Raw genomic sequence first — 15,331 nt, 5'->3', positions numbered from 1 at the left:
TCAGGCGTAGTCGGCCCCGCCGAGGTAGAGACGCGACACCTCGGGGTTGTCGAGCAACTGGTCGGCGTCGTCCTCGTAGGCGACGCTCCCCTGGTCCAACACGTAGCCGCGGTCCGAGATACGAAGGCCCTCACGGGCGTTCTGTTCGACCATCAGGATGGTCGTTCCGAGGTCGTTGACCGTCTGGACGTTCTCGAACACGTCCTGAACGATAGACGGCGCGAGACCGGCGCTCGGTTCGTCGATGAGAAGCACCTCGGGTTCCATCACGAGCGCCCGCGCGAACGCGAGCACCTGTCGTTGGCCGCCCGAGAGCGTCCGCGCCTTCGCACCTTCCTTCTCGCGGAGAATCGGGAAACGGTCGTACAGTTGGCCGATGACCTCCTCTAACCCGTCGCGGCGGGCGACGCCGCCCATTCGGAGGTTCTCGTCGATGGAGAGCGACCCGAACACGTTGTCGACCTGCGGAACGTAGCCGACGCCGTCGCGGACGAGGTCCGCCGGGTCGCGCCCGCCGATGGGTTCGCCGCGAAGCGTAATCTGGCCGGTCCACGGGGCGAGAAGCCCGAACACCGTCTTCAGCACCGTCGACTTTCCGGCTCCGTTCGGCCCGATGAGACAGACGATTTCCCCCTCGTTGAGGTGGAGCGAGAGGTCCGAGAGCACTTGCACTTCGCCGTAGCCGCTGTCGACGCCGTCGACGTCGAGGATTCGATTCGTCGCGCTCGCGGAGCGGTCGGTCGTGGGCGTCTCGGCGCTCATTCGCGGCCTCCGTCGGTCGCCGCGCCGCCGAGATAGGCGTCGATGACGCGTTGGTCGCTTCGTACCTGTTCGGGCGTTCCTTCCATCAGCACGCTGCCTTGGTCGAGAACGATGATAGGGTCGGCGAGGTCCATGATAAACGGCATATCGTGTTCGATGATGAGGAAGGTTTGGCCTTCCTCGTTGAGTTCGCGGATGAACCGCTTGATGTCGTTTGCCAGCGTCGGATTGACGCCTGCAACCGGTTCGTCGAGGAGCAGAATATCCGGATTCGTCGTGATGCCGCGGGCGAGTTCGACGAGTTTCAACTGCCCACCCGAGAGGTCCGTCGACGGTTCGTCGATGAGATGCGAAATCTCGAAGCGTTCGAGCAGCTCCTCGGCGCGGGCGAGGTTCGCACGCTCCTCGTCTCTCACCTTGCCGGGCGAGAGAAACAGCGGCCAGACGGACTCGCCGCGTTGCGGTCGCGGACCGACGAGCATCGCCTCGCGGACGGTCATCCCCTCCAATCGCCGCGGGGTCTGGAACGTCCGGACGAGGCCGTGTCTGGATATCTGATGCGGGGACATCCCCGACACCTCCTCGCCGTCGACGAACACTTGCCCGCCGTCGGCGTCGTAGAAACCCGAGATGAGGTTGAACAGTGTCGACTTCCCTGCGCCGTTCGGCCCAATCATCCCGGTGATGCTCCCGCGTTCGACGGCGAGGGAGGCGTCGTCGGTGGCGACGAGGCCGCCGAACGATTTCTGCATCCCTTCGGCGCGGAGTACCGGGTCGGATTTGTCGAGGTTCGCGCCGTCGTACGGGCCGAACGTGTCCCCTCCATCGTCCCTATCCGAACTCACGCGTTCTCACCTCCGCCGTCGGCGGCGACGGACTCGCTAGACCGACCGCTCGATTTGGCGCTCGGCCAGATGAGTTCCTCGCGCGGCGGCAACAGCCCCGACGACCGGAACCGGACGACGACGATGATGAGCAAGCCGACGAGCAGCAGTCTGAGCGCGGCGGCGTCGAGGCCGCCGAAGCTCACAAAGCGCGTCCCCTCGCGGATGGCGATGATGGCGAACGCGCCGACCACCGCGCCTCGGTTGCTGCCGGTGCCGCCGAGGATGACGGCGACCCAGACGTAGAACGTCCCGATGGGCAGGAGGTCCGTCGGCGTCACGTAGCGGAACTGGTGGGCGTAGAACGCCCCCGCAATCGCCATCAGCACGCTGCCGAGGACGAACGCCTGCATCTTGCGCAGGTAGGTGTTCTTGCCCAGCGCCTTCGCCAGGTCTTCGTCGGAGCGAATCGTCCGCAGGAGTCGGCCCCACGGCGAGCGGTGCATCCGCCGAAGGGCGGCGTAGACGACGCCGAGAAGCACCAACACGACGAGCAGGTCGACCAGACCCCGATACGGAAACGCCGGTGCGTCGGGCGCGAACAGTGCGTCCAACGTCGCCGGCAACTCGGGAAACAGCGGGCCGACGCTCAACCCGCTGGACCCGGCGGTCAGGTCACGCTCGTTGAGGATGATGAGTCGGATGACCTCCGCGAGGCCGAGGCTGGCGATGGCGAGGTAGTCGGCGCGAAGTCGGAGCGTCGGGATGCCGATGAGCAGCGCGACGACGGCGCTGACGACGATAGCCGCCAAGAAGCCGACGAGCGGACTCATCTCCAGCGCCAAAGGCGACCCCGGCGAGGTGACGAGCGCCGCACAGTACATCCCGATACCCCAGAACGCGGCGACGCTGAAGTTGATGAGGCCCGCGTAGCCCCACTGGACGTTCAGTCCGAGCGCCAGAAGCGCCCACATCCCGGTGAGTGCGAGCATCGGAACCAAGAACGCGAGGTCGAACACCAGAAACATCGCGGCGAGCACGACGACGGCGATGACGATGCCGCCGAGACGGCGTTCGTTCTCACCGAGCGACTGGAGGTCGAACCGGTCTCTCGCGGTCATTTCGTCACCTCCGAGCGGGCCGCCCGGAGTCCAGAGAGACGACTCACGCCGGTTCCCCCATGATGCCGTGCGGACGCAGCAGCAGGATAGCGACCATCAACACGAACGCGACGCCGGAGGCGTACTCGACGCCGACGAACGGAATCGCGGGCGTCAACTCGTGGGCCATCCCGATGACGAGGCCGCCGAGCATCGCGCCGTAGACGGAGCCGATACCGCCGAGGATGACCGCGGCGAAGACGACCAGAAGTAGGTCGAAGCCCATGCGCGGGCGGACGAGCAGGTCGATGCCGAGGAAGACGCCGCCGGCGGCAGCAAGCGCCCCGCCGATAATCCACATGGCGAGAACGACTTCGCGCGTCCGAATCCCGCTGACGCGAGCGAGGTTCGGGTTGTCGGCGGTGGCGCGCATCTTCCGACCGAGCGTCGTGTACTGCAACAGCGCGTGCAGGCCGACGACGAGCGCGAGCGTCAACCCGATCACGACGAAGTCCCGGGGGGTGAGCGCGACGCCGACGGCGTCGAACAGCCACTCGACGCGGCCCTGTCGGTCGATAGCGTAGCTTCGCTGGCCCGACCCGAACTGCATCTGGATGAGCGCGCGGTACGCGAGTGCGACGCCGATGCTCGTGATGAGCAGTTCGATAGAGCCGGCGTTCTTCAGCGGACGGTAGACGAGCCACTCGGTGCCGACGGCGACCAGCGCCGCGGCGGCCATACCGACGAACAGGCCGACGTACAGCGCCAGCGGTAGCTCGAAGAACGTGACGTCCGGCAGCACGCCCGCGAGCGCTCCCGCGCTGACGAACGCGGCGAACGCGCCGACGGTCATCAGGTCGCCGTGGGCGAAGTTGGCGAAGTCGGCGATGGAGTACACCAGCGAGAGGCCGATGCCGCCGAGGACGATGATGCAACTGAACACGAGGCCGTTGACCAGCAGTTGAAGCAGTGCCGACACCGCTACGACCCCCTCTCGTCGGACGGTCGTTCGACAGGGCGTTCCGAATCGGTGTCCATCCGCTTACCCCGTGATGAAGTCGCCGAAGACGTACTCGTGGTCCTCGACGCTGTACACTTGGTAGAACCCCTTCGGGTCGCCGTTGTCGTCCAAGTCGATGGGGCCGCTGACACCCTGATAGTTGATGTCGGCCGCGCTGCCGCCGTCGGCGAGCACGCCTTTTGCCTCCTCGAAGGAGAACACCTCCTGCCCGTCGGGGCGGGTCACGTCGCGGACGACTTCCGACAGCGCCGCGCCCGTGAACTCGTCTGCGGCCTCGACGGAGAGCGCGGCGATGGTGATGGCGTCGTAGGCGTACGCCGCCCACACCGTCGGCGTCTGGCCGAACTCCTCTTCGAAGGTGTCGCGGAAGTTCTGGTAGCTCTCTTGGTCGGTCGGCGCGCTCTCGGTGACGCCGGTCATCCCGTTTTGGCTTCCCGGTTCGGTGTTTTCGAGGATGGCGTCGGCGATGGTACTCTCGGCACCGTAGTAGTCGACCTGCTCGTTGAACCCCTGGTCGTACGCCTCGTTGACCATCACGGTGTACTCGTCGGCGTAGGTGATGAACAGCCACGCGGTGGCGTTCGTGCCCGCCATCTCGCTGAGTTGGCCGCGATAGCTCGACTGCCCTTGGTCGTGCGGCGTGTTGTACGCGACGTTCCCCTCGAAGGAGTTGGCGAACACCTCCGAGAGACCTTGGCCGTAGTCGTTGTTAATCCACGTCACGGCGACCGAGTCGTGGTCTTCGCCGATGAGTTGCGCGAGCGCCCGCCCTTTCGCGTTGCCGCTGGGACTCGTCCGGAGGAGGTCCGGTTTGTCGGTGAGCGCCGGACTCGTACTGTTCTGACTGATTTGGACCGTATCGGTGCCCGAGACGACGCTGTCGTGGATGGCGATGGAGACGCCGGACCCGACAGTGCCGACGATGAGCGGCACGCCGTCCTGATTGACGAGTTTGCGCGCCGCGTTGACGCCCGCTTGGTTCGTACTCTCGTCGTCCTCGACGATGACCTCCATCTGTCCGCCGTCGCCGATACCCGCCTCGTTGATGGCCGAGAGCGCGAGTTCGCGGCCACGTTCGTTGCGTTCGCCGTACGGCGCGAGCGACCCGGTGAGCGAGTCGACCATCCCGATGGTATAGGAGTCGCTGCCGCCGCCGGAGCCGCCACTTCCGCCGCTGTCGTTTCCGCTGCCGCCACCGCCGCTTCCGTTCCCGCCGTCAGTTCCCTCGCCGTCACCGCTGCCGCCTTCGAGACACCCGGCAACGACGAAAGAGATGCCGCCAGCGCCGGAGAGTTTCAACAGCGTCCGCCTATCGAGTTTGTTGTTATCGTTACTCATGGTAATCCATCAGTAGTTGATGCACACCCTACATATACAGGCCACCGACCATGGTCGGGTTTCACCGACACGTCTCGCTTTTTCGTCGGCGGGGAGACAGGCGGTGACCACGAGAGATGACGGAGAACCGACCGAAAAGCCAGCAGGTGAGGAATCGATGGAGTCGGAGTCGCCGAAACGAGAGTCGACGACGGTCACTCGGGCGGGTCGAGCAGTTTCGCTTCGGCTTTCCGAAGGTGTTCCAACAGCGTCGACTTCGAGAGGCCCGCCGCCGCGGCGAGTTCGCGCGTCGAGACGCCGCGCGGCCACTGGTAGTAGCCGCGTTCTCTGGCGAGGTCGAACACCTCCCGTTGGGCCGGTGTCAACACGTCGGCGCTTCCTGAGTTTCGGGGCGGCGTCCGCTCGGCGGAGGTGATGCGGGAGACGCTCACCTCAGCACTCGCCGCCTCGCGCACCGCGTCGAGATGTTCTTCGACATCGCAGCGGTTGCCCGTGAAGTACACCTGCCAGAACTCCCGGCCGTTCTCGATGCGGACCGGTGCGGCGTGGACGAACCCGTGTTCGAGAAGGACCGGACACACCATGTCGCGCGGGTCGTACTCCAAGAAGAACTCGCGGGCGACAGTGCCCGGAACGGGTCCGTACTCGCCGTCGAACCGCTCGCGGAGTTCGTGGACTGGCCCGGCCAGCGGCGAGGCTCGAACCTCGTCGAGTAATCGCTGCACTTCCGCGTCGTTGTCGCCGTAGGCGGTGAACATCCCGGTGACCGCCTCGTCGGTGGCCCGCGGACTGTGGTAGATGGCGTGGCCGAGAATGCCGCCACCGACACGGTCGGTCGTCTCGATAGCCCAGCAGTTCGGATGCCACAGGTCGAGCGTGAGTCGAGTCCCGGTGTCGTCGACCGTGATACTCATTCGATGTCATCTGTCATCGAGTACCATGAGCGTATCTGTCGTGGTGGGGGTGAGTGAACGGAGTATCGGAGACGACTTGCGGGCGAAAAAAGTAGGCCGGTCGAAGAGCGGAGCGTTACGGGTCGGACTCTGCTCGACCGACGATGGCTTCGATACCGCTTCCGGCCGCGCGGGTCAACACCGACGCCATGGCGGTTCCGGCGCTCCAGATGGCCGTCTCCTCTGTCGCCTCCGCTCCATCGCCCTCGTACAGCGCCGAGAGCAGGAAGATGTCGTCGTCGGCGAGTACCACTCGGCCGGTGAAATCGCCGGGCGAGTCCGCCGGGGGTGCGGCGACGCCGATGTCGGCGTCACGGGTGAACAGGTTGCGGACGGCGTCGTTCTCGCTGACGACGTTCACGTCGACACCGGCGGCCGCCTGCTCTCGAAGCGCCGTTATCACGTCGTCGCTGAGCAGGTCGACGGAGGCCGCCCCGAACAGGATGCGCGTCTCCGCACGCCGAATCAGGTCGACGGTCCGGTCGTTGATAGGTTTGCGCCCGCGGACTGTCCAGACGTCGTCGCGGGTCTCCTCGCCGTGTTCCTCGCGGCGCAGTTCCGCCAACGAGTCGAACGCGCGGTCCCGTTCGCGTTCGAGGCGGGCGGTCAACAGTTCCTTTGCGGCCTCCAGACTCACGGGACGATACCGCTTCGGCGTCGACTGCTGGAGTTCGACGAGGCCGCGTTCTTCGAGGTCCTCGGCCGCGCCGTACACCTGCGAGCGCGGGACGCCCGCGAGGTCGTGAACGTCTTTTGCCGTCGCGGTGCCGAGTCGGTGCAGCGCGACGAAGACCCGTGCCTCGTAGTTCGAGAGGCCGAGGCGTTCGAGCGCCTCTTCGACGTCGCGTTCGTCGGGTCTGTCGTCGTTCATCGTTCCTCCCTTGTCGCGTGGGCTTTCGTCTGTTTCGTTTCCAGTTGTGACGTAGTGTCGTTCGCTCCGCTCACGAACTCGCCGTCGCGGCGCTCTGATTGCGACGTAGGTTTGCTCGCGTCACTCGCAAACCCGCCGTCACTTCGCTTCGCTCGTGACGAGGTGTCGTTCGCTCCGCTCACGACACCACCGTCCGCGGCGACGCCGTCACCACGGTCCGGACTGGTCGTCCCGTGCCCGATGGGTACCGCCGGGTCGTGGCCCTGATACCGGTCCCAGAGCACGAGCACCGACGGCAGCACGAGCAGCGAGACGAAAAAGGAGTACGCGATGCTGAGCGCCGTCAGCACCCCGAACTGTCCGAGCACCTGAAGCAGCGAGAGCACGAGTACGCCGATACCGAACGTCGTCGTGAGCATGCTCCCCGCCAGCGCGCCACCGGTTCCGCGAACAGTGCGGTCGAGCGCCGTGAACAGCGGGTACTCGCGCCGTTCGTCGACGAAGCGGTGGACGACGTGGACGGAGTAGTCGATGCCGAGACCGATGGTGATAGCGAGAATCGTCGCCGTGAACGCGTTGAACGAGATTCCCAGCAGGCGCATCGTCCCCGCGATGAGCGCGACGGCGACGGCGATGGGGACGGTGTTGGCGACGCCGAGCGACGGGTAACCCTCGACGACCCAGTAGACGAACACGAGGAACGCCACCGTCGCCCCGAGTGCGTAGAGCAGACTCGCAATCGCCGACTGGAGAATGAGGTCGGAGACGGCTTTGAACACGACGGTGTTGCCCGTCGCAATCGCGGCGTCCTCGCCGCCTCTGAACTTCTCGGCGACGGTTCGAGCGTCCTGCGTCACCGCGTTCTGACTGGCGGTAGCCTTCGTCGAGTAGGTGATGCGGGTGCTGCGACGGTCGTCTGAGAGGTAGTCGACCGCCTGACTCCGTGCGGGCGTGTCCATCAACGCGGCGTACACGTCGCCGAGGTTCCGGTCCGGGATGCCGTTGCCGTCGGCGTCGTTTCGGTCGACGACGGCGCGGAACTCGGGGTCACGCGCTGCCTGCGACTGGATGACGGTCACGATGCTCTGTGAATCCGCGCGGCCACCCGACTGGACGAACGAGTTCGGCGGGTCGTCGCCGGCGCGGTGAATCTCTTCGAGCGCCGTGTTCCGCTCCATGTTCGTCTGCCAGTAGATGGTCGCGCTGCCGCCCTGTGTCGTCTCGAACTTGTCTTCGAGGAAGTTCAGCGTCGCAACCACCGAGTACTCCGACGGTGCGAACGGTTCCGGCAGCACGTCGAGATACGCGGGCGTCTCCTCCGGCGGGAGGAAATCCTCCTGACTGAAACTGGTGTCGACGCCCGTCGCGTACGCGCCCGCGCCGGCGCTGAGAAGCACGACGAGCACCAGAAACACCGCCGGCGCTTTGCCGGCGACGACGACGCCGCCGCGCAGTGCCTCGCCGAGACGCGACCCTTCTGCGCCCAGCGGTGACTCGCTGAACGTCGGAATCGGCCAGCCGTCGCGGCGACGGTCTATCCACACTTTCGCCGCCGGCAGGAAGATGCCGAAGATGAGGAACGTGAAGATGATACCGACGGCGGCGACGATACCGAAGTCACGAATCGGCGCGAGGTCCGACACGAGGTTCGAGAGGAAGCCGATGACCGTCGTCCCGGTGACGATGAAGAAGGCGACGAGCAGTTGGTCGGTCGCCAGTCGCATCGCGCCGTCGATGTCGTTGCCGTCGGCTTTGTCCTCGCGGTAGCGATTGATGGCGTGGATACCGAAGTCGATACCGACCGCCAGAAGCAGCGGCGGCACTGCAATCATCATCTGACTGAACGGGATGCCCGCGAGGCCGAGGAAGCCGAACGTCCAGATAATCGCCATCAGAAGCGACAGCATCCCGAGCAGCAAGTCGAGTAGGTCGCGGTAGGCGACGACGAGGAAGAACACGATGAAGACGACCGCCGCGGGCGTCACGATGAGAAGCGAGTCCGTGATGACCGACCCGAACTCGTCGGCGGTGACGCCGCTGCCGAAGACGGTGATGTCGTCGCTCGTCGCGGCGACGACGCGCTGGGCTTGCTGCTGGATTGGCGTGAGCGGACTCGTTCCGCCTTGGCCAGCGGACCCCGACGACTCGTAGCCGGGGATGTCGTGTTGGACGACGCCGATGGTCGCCGACGCGGACGCCGAGCGGCGGTTAAAGTCGTTGCTCAGCGTGCCAGTGAGCGCGGGGTTGCCCGCGTTTTCTCTGACCGCCGCGCGTATCTCGCTCGGCGTGGCGCGCTCGATGGCGGTTATCTGCGTTTCGAGCGTCGTCGCCTCCGGGTCGAGCGTCCCCGCGACGACGGTTGCGGCGCTGCTCGTCGACGACACCCTGAGGCCCTGTTTCTCTTCGAGCGCCTCCTGTGTCCGCAGCATCTCCAGTAACGACGGCTTCGACAGCACGTTCTGACTGCGCTGAATCAACTGCGTCGACCCGGGGTCGCTTTCGAACGACGCGCCGAACTCGCGGTTGACGTCTTCGAGCGCCTGATTCGCCGGAATGTCCTCGGCGAACTGCTCGGTGCCCGCCTCCGTCGAGACGTTGCCGAGACCCGCGGTGAACACGAGCGTCAACACGAGAAACAGGACGGCGACGCGTCCCGATTTCTCGACGATGCGCTCGTCGACCCAGTCGATGGCGCGCTGGTGGTCCAGCGCCATTCTCAGATGCCGCCGCTACGTCGGCGGTACAGTACCGCTCCGACGCCGATGAGGGCGACGGCACCGATGCCGATGAGCGTCAGCGGAACGTCACCGCCCTCCTGTTCCGTGACGTCGACGGGCACTTGGTACGTGTCCGAAAGCTGGCTCTGTCCGGAGCTATCCTCGTAGCGGAAGTCCATCTGGACGGGGTAGGTTTTCGCCAGTGCGTCGCCGCCGACGCTGACGCCGAAGACGAGTTCGGCGCTCTCACCGGGGGCGATTTCGTCGACGTACGCTTCGCTGCTGTCGGCCGACACCGGCGCATCGGGGAAGATTTTTGCCGACACTTCGCGGACCGGTTCCTCGCGGTTGTTCGTCACTTCGACGACGAGTTCACCGCTCTCGCCCGCTGCGAACGTCGTGTTGATGCCGCGGAGGTCGAACTCGTCGCGCTGTTCGCCGATGTCGACCTGCACGTCGAGGGGGTCGCTCGTCTGTTGGCTGCCGTCACCGGTGCGGTACTGTGCCTCCAAGGAGAACTGACGCGGGCCGGCGGCGGCGCTGTCGGTCACTTCCGTCGAGAAGTCGAACTCGGCGCGTTCGCCGGGTTCGAGCGTGCCGATAGCGTACTCGGTCTCGACGGGGTTGACGTTCGAGTTCTGGCTCTCGAAGACGAGAACGACGTTGCGGGCGGTCGTCTCGCCGGTGTTGACGAGTTCGCCCGACAACGAGCCTTCCTCGCCGACGTACAACGAGCCGTCGACGTTCTCCAACTCGAAGGTCTGTTCGCCCAACGGCGTCACGCCGAAGGAGACCGGCGAAGATTCGGCGCTCTCACCGTTCGCGTTCTCGTAGGAGGTGGTCGCGCGCATCGTGTACGGTTCGGGGTTCGCGTTGCTTGCGACAGTGATGTCGTACTGCAGCGTCCGGGTCTCACCGGTCTCCCAGCGTTCGACGAAGCGACTCGACGACTCGCTCTCGCCGAAACGGATGTCGGGACTCGTCGTCTGTACCGACACCGAGGCGTTGCGGGCGAGACTCTCGCCGACGTTCCGCATCGTGACGTTCATCGTTCCGCTGCCGCCAGCGGGTGCGTCGGTCTCGACGTTCGTGACGACGAATCGCGCGCGGTCGTCGACGCGGACGGTCACGTCGACGGTTTCGGTGGTTCGCTCGTCGTTGTCGTACTCGTACGTGAGTTCGAGGTCGAGGTCGTACGTACCCGACTCGATGTCGTTGGGTACGCCGATTTGGAAGTTCAGGTTCGCCGGTTGGCCGTCCTGCATCGTGCCGACGAGGCGCGTGCCGGAACGAACCGAGATGGGGGTGCCGCCCGACTTCAGCGTCGCTTTGACGTTGCGAGCGTTGCGGACCTGCTCGTCGACGTCTTGGGCGTCGTTGACGAGTTGAACCGAGAGGTTCGACTGCTGGCCCGGCGTGAGTGTCGGTTCGGGGACGTACACCTCGAACCGTGGGTCTTCGATGGCCGACACCGTCGCCGGTGTGGTGAGCAATGCAAGAACGAGAAGTACGCTAAGTGCCTTTCTGCGCATATTGTGGAGTGTTGCCCGGACGACGACTGCCGACCGATGCCGGGCGATTCGGTCGGTGTCGACTCTGGATAGTCGACTGGCTTCACCCAACGGTATACACCGCTCCTACATAAGTTGTTGTAAATTTCTACAAACTACATATCGATTCGCCGGACCGCTGACAGGCGGACTAGCGGACCGAAACAAATTGGGTCGGTGGTCGCTGTGAACCGAAAATCCGGGAGAAGATGGGGAAGCAGTCGGGAGCGGCCAAAACAGATTGGCTTCTACGTTGGCGCGGCGTACTGCGCGCCGAGATGGCTCAGTATCGAATCGACGATATCCGGGTCGTAGGTCCAGAGGCCGTAGAACTTCTGGTTGCCGCGTTCTTCGGCCAACAGGGCGCACTTGTCGCTCGCGGCGCCCCCACCGTCGTAGACGACGAACCACGAGTTCGCAATCTCGTCGGTATCGACGATGTGAGATGTGACGCCGGGAATATCCTCGAACTCGCCGGTCGGTGCAGCGTACGCGTGGATGTCGAGGTCCGTCTTTCCGAGTTGCGTGTACACTTTCGATTGGGCCTCGAACGCGTCGACACGCTGGAATCCGGCGTGGAGTGTGCCGACTTTCGCACGCCACGCGCGGTCTTCTATCTCCCGCGACGCCGCGACCATCTGACCGATATCGTACGACGCGAACGTCGTTCCATCGAGGTGTTCGAGCAGTCGGCTGAACCCGGTTCGTTCGCCGATTTTCCGGCGTAGCGGCACGGTCAACGACCGTAAATCGACGGCGGTGAGGACGTTGTCGTTCTCGCTCAACACCGCGAACCCGTCGGGACCACCCGAGGCGCTTCCTTCCCGGATACTGACCCGCTGGGAGGCGAAGTACTCCTTTAGTTCCTCGACGACGGACGCCGACGGCGGGTCGAACACCGTCAACGTCTTCTCACGGCTTTCGACGCCGTTTATCACTGCTCCCAATGACATACCCGTCCGTACTCTTTCGGGGACTAAATGATTTGGTTCGCCTCAGTGACAAGAGATATATCCCCTGAGCGTAACGTCACGATAGATGACAGTGCCGCTCGCACAGACCGGGGCCGACCGACGCCGAGTCGTCGTCCTCGGACACGGCGAGTTCACCCGTGAACTCGTCGAGGCACTCGGTGAATCCGCCGTCACGGCCACGCACGTCAGCGACGAACCGTCGGCACTCGCGACGCTCGACGACGGCCCTGTCGACTGTTTTGTCGTCGTCGCGGGCGGGTCGCTTCTGACGCCACCATCGGAGGTTTTCTCGCTCGCGCGCAGACGAACGACGGCACTCGGACTGTTCGTGAGCGACGAGACGGCCGCACTCCCGCCGGCCGTCGAGCAGGTTCCAGCGGACGTGACGCACGCGACGACACGGGTCCGGCGGGCGCTGCTCGACTCGGCCGCCGGCGACGTTCCGCAGTCGAAGACGACCGATTCCGTCGACGCGTACGGGTCGACGCTCGGCCACGAACTCGGCAACCAGTTGATGAAACTCGACTTCGCGGCGGACTCGCTCACCGACGAGGCGAGCGCCGCCCAGTTGGACCGCGTGCTTACCCGCCTCCAAGCGTTGGCCGAGGAAGCCGAGGCCGTCGGCCGCGGCGACGCCACGCCGGAGACGCTCGAACTCGAATCCGTCGTGGCCGACGCGTGGGAGCGCGTCGACGCGACCGATGCGAACCTCGTCGTCTCGTCGAACCGCTCCATGGAGGCGGACCCACTGCTACTGGTGCTGCTGTTCGAGAACGCGTTCAGAAACGCCGTCCGACACGGCGGCCACGACGTGACCGTCAGCGTCGAGACGACGCCGCACGGGTTCGCCGTGGCGGACGACGGGCCCGGATTCCCCGAGGACGCACGACTGTTCGAGTGGGGCCACACCACTGGCAACGGCTCCGGCGCGGGACTCGGCATCGTCGCGCGCATCGCCGACGCACACGGCTGGACCGTCACCGCGTACAACGACCCCGGTGCGACGCTCGACGTCCGGACGGAGTGACAAGCGGAGCGAGTCGGATTCTTCACCACAGAGCCGAGCTGTCTGCTACTCGACAATCGAGAGCAATCGGAACACGAGAAAAACGAGAACTGAGCGTTCTAGGAGGCGTCGCCCGGACCGATGGCGACGGCGTAGCTCTCCGACCCGAGTTCGTCTAACTGGTCTGTCGTCTGTTTGCGAAGCGTCGTCAGTCGACGCTTCAGGAGCTTGTAGTTCGAGTCCGATTCGAGTTGGTGGACACTGTGTTCGGTCTCCAACAGCGCGACTTTCGAGGCGACGGCGAAGAACTCCTGAAGTTGTGAGTCGTACGTCGCACGCGCCAACAGACTCTCGACGGCCGCGAACAGGTCGTCGCGGCGGACGGGTTTGATGAGGTACTCGTCGAACGGCATCTCCGCGACGTCGGTGGTAGGGTCGACGGCGGTGACCATCGCCACCTGTGGCGGGTTGTTCCGTTCGTACAGCGCGGTAAGCACCTCGTCGCCCGACATCCCCGGCATTCGCCGGTCGAGCAGCACTGCGTCCGCTTCGTCGGCGAGGTCGAGCGCCTCAGCGCCGCTGGTTGCGGTCAACACCCGATAGCGGTCTCGAAGGCGCGCGGCGTGTCCGCGTGCGATGTCTGGGTCGTCGTCGACGACGAGTACGGTGTGGTCCATGGTACGCCTCTCTTTGTCCACTCTGTTCTTTCCAGCATGTTAATAGTTTGGTAATACATCACAGTCACAGATACTGACAATATCGTCAGACACCGAGGGCGGCCGGTTCCTGAAAGCTTCCTCCGTCGCCTCACGACGGGGCGACACCGAGGTCTTCGAGCGCCCACCGGACCACTTTCGCCTCGACGACCGCCCGCTGTTCGGCGTCGTCGTCTTCGAGGGCGCGAGCGCTCTTGTCGAGGAGTCGGCGCTCCGTCTCGGTCTGGTCGGGTTCGTCACGGGTCGCGTTCAACAGCGCCTCGAAATCTTCGCGGAGGTCGAACGACGCGTAGGCGACGTTACAGCGTGAGAGCGGACTCATTCCGAGATTCGACACGAGGTCGACGACCGTCTCCCAGTCCGAGCCACAGAAGTGAATCGACACCTCACCGACGATGTCGCGCCACGCGATGGGGTCGCTGTTGCGCATCAGCGTCACCGCTCGCGGCGGCAGGTCCAGTCGGGTGACGGTGTCTTTCTCCCCGCAGAGACAACACGGCTTCTCGGTTTTACCCGTGTACATACCTGCGGTTAGGAGCGGGGGAATTTGGACGTGTCGAGAAAACGGGACGGCGGCGCGAGAGGCCGTATCGGTGCGGCGGCCGACACGACAGCACTGGTCGATGACTCACGCGATTGGCACAGGACTTTCGCGCCGTTTCGACGGACTCGGTTTGTAGTTAAGAAACTTTGCACAATCGACATTGTAGTATGTGTATGTGGTTATATTCTCTATTCGACTACCCGTTTGACAGCTTAGTTGCCGATATAGAGAAACAATGTCATACAGGCCCGCCGACGATACTCATCGGAAGACCGACCGCGTCACGCGGCGGGTCGGGCGGAATCGTCGAGAGCGATTCGGACGCGACGGCGGCGAGCGAGAGCGCGTCGAGAACGTCGTCGCGGGCGACGTGTTTGCGAAGCGTCCGCGAGATGGTCCGCTCGTACGCCGCGTCCGCCGACGAGGTCGTCGCGGCGAGCAGTTCTCGTCGTCGCTCTCGTCCCTCGGCGGACGATTTCGAGGCTTCGACCGGGTCGCCGCCGGCCAACGCGCGAAACGCCAGTTCCGGGTGTGCCTCACGCACGAGACGGCGGGCGTTCTCGTCAGCGCGGAGCACCGCGTCCACCTCACGTATCTTCGGCACCAAGTTCCACGCCTGAATCGACAGTCCGTAACCCGTCCGTTCTCGGTTCACGTCGCTCGCCTGCGCGTGGCTCTCGGCGTCCAACACCGCTCGACAGGGCGCGAAAAAGACCGTCGACGCCCGCGAGCCGAGTCGTTCTCGGGCGAGTTCGTCACAGCGTCGGCGGCCGTCTTCGGGCAGGCCGATGGGGATGTCGACGAGCAGGCGACTCGCGTCCGCATCGGTGGCGGCGGCGACAACCGTGGAAAAATCCTCGTGTACGTCGAGCGTGTAGGCGTCTTCGTCCCGCGTCGCCGCGACCCATCCGGCCGGACAGCCGTCGACACCGACGACCGTCATCGGTTCGACTCC

Annotated in this window: 14 protein-coding genes; 1 reads left to right on the top strand and 13 read right to left on the bottom strand. The window is 65.0% G+C overall.

The window, feature by feature from the left end:
* From AUR64_RS08815 to AUR64_RS08770, 10 genes are all read right to left on the bottom strand, one after another.
* A complete protein-coding gene (locus AUR64_RS08815; RefSeq protein WP_058581546.1) occupies positions 1-762 on the bottom strand; it encodes an ABC transporter ATP-binding protein in 762 nt (253 codons plus the stop codon).
* Positions 759-1,514, bottom strand: a complete 756-nt coding sequence (locus AUR64_RS08810) for an ABC transporter ATP-binding protein (protein ID WP_082230698.1) — start codon at positions 1,512-1,514, stop codon at positions 759-761. The genes AUR64_RS08815 and AUR64_RS08810 overlap by 4 nt, the downstream gene beginning before the upstream one ends.
* A gap of 89 nt (positions 1,515-1,603) precedes the next feature.
* Positions 1,604-2,707 carry a branched-chain amino acid ABC transporter permease gene (locus AUR64_RS08805; RefSeq protein ID WP_058581544.1) on the bottom strand — a complete coding sequence of 368 codons (1,104 nt, stop codon included), beginning with the start codon at positions 2,705-2,707 and terminating at the stop codon, positions 1,604-1,606.
* A gap of 43 nt (positions 2,708-2,750) precedes the next feature.
* On the bottom strand, positions 2,751-3,665 hold the full coding sequence (locus AUR64_RS08800; protein ID WP_058581543.1) for a branched-chain amino acid ABC transporter permease: 915 nt from the start codon (positions 3,663-3,665) through the stop codon (positions 2,751-2,753).
* 63 nt (positions 3,666-3,728) lie between these two features.
* Positions 3,729-5,045 carry an ABC transporter substrate-binding protein gene (locus AUR64_RS08795; RefSeq protein ID WP_058581542.1) on the bottom strand — a complete coding sequence of 439 codons (1,317 nt, stop codon included), beginning with the start codon at positions 5,043-5,045 and terminating at the stop codon, positions 3,729-3,731.
* A gap of 194 nt (positions 5,046-5,239) precedes the next feature.
* Complete coding sequence (locus AUR64_RS08790; protein ID WP_058581541.1) at positions 5,240-5,959, bottom strand: helix-turn-helix domain-containing protein; 720 nt, start codon at positions 5,957-5,959, stop codon at positions 5,240-5,242.
* A gap of 115 nt (positions 5,960-6,074) precedes the next feature.
* On the bottom strand, positions 6,075-6,869 hold the full coding sequence (locus AUR64_RS08785) for a TrmB family transcriptional regulator (RefSeq protein ID WP_058581540.1): 795 nt from the start codon (positions 6,867-6,869) through the stop codon (positions 6,075-6,077).
* On the bottom strand, positions 6,866-9,583 hold the full coding sequence (locus tag AUR64_RS08780; protein WP_058581539.1) for an efflux RND transporter permease subunit: 2,718 nt from the start codon (positions 9,581-9,583) through the stop codon (positions 6,866-6,868). Before AUR64_RS08780 ends, AUR64_RS08785 begins: the two co-directional genes overlap by 4 nt.
* Positions 9,584-9,585: 2 nt before the next feature.
* On the bottom strand, positions 9,586-11,118 hold the full coding sequence (locus AUR64_RS08775; RefSeq protein ID WP_071391240.1) for a COG1361 S-layer family protein: 1,533 nt from the start codon (positions 11,116-11,118) through the stop codon (positions 9,586-9,588).
* 266 nt (positions 11,119-11,384) lie between these two features.
* Complete coding sequence (locus tag AUR64_RS08770; protein ID WP_071391239.1) at positions 11,385-12,089, bottom strand: DICT sensory domain-containing protein; 705 nt, start codon at positions 12,087-12,089, stop codon at positions 11,385-11,387.
* A gap of 85 nt (positions 12,090-12,174) precedes the next feature.
* Here AUR64_RS08770 and AUR64_RS08765 point away from each other — a divergent pair, with 85 nt between their 5' ends.
* Positions 12,175-13,137, top strand: coding sequence for a sensor histidine kinase (locus AUR64_RS08765; protein WP_058581536.1), 963 nt, complete (start codon positions 12,175-12,177; stop codon positions 13,135-13,137).
* Positions 13,138-13,235: 98 nt separating this feature from the next.
* Here the strand turns inward: AUR64_RS08765 and AUR64_RS08760 are convergent, their stop codons facing one another.
* The 3 genes from AUR64_RS08760 to AUR64_RS08750 form a co-directional block, all read right to left on the bottom strand.
* Positions 13,236-13,793, bottom strand: coding sequence for a response regulator (locus tag AUR64_RS08760; protein WP_058581535.1), 558 nt, complete (start codon positions 13,791-13,793; stop codon positions 13,236-13,238).
* Between the two features lie 130 nt (positions 13,794-13,923).
* Positions 13,924-14,355, bottom strand: a complete 432-nt coding sequence (locus tag AUR64_RS08755; protein ID WP_058581534.1) for a hypothetical protein — start codon at positions 14,353-14,355, stop codon at positions 13,924-13,926.
* Between the two features lie 259 nt (positions 14,356-14,614).
* Positions 14,615-15,319 (bottom strand): DUF429 domain-containing protein, encoded by a 705-nt coding sequence (locus AUR64_RS08750; protein WP_058581533.1) that lies wholly within the window; start codon positions 15,317-15,319, stop codon positions 14,615-14,617.
* Positions 15,320-15,331 lie beyond the last annotated feature (12 nt).

The sequence above is a fragment of the Haloprofundus marisrubri genome, assembly GCF_001469955.1.
GTDB lineage: Archaea > Halobacteriota > Halobacteria > Halobacteriales > Haloferacaceae > Haloprofundus > Haloprofundus marisrubri.
This window is presented reverse-complemented; position numbering and strand designations above follow the sequence as displayed.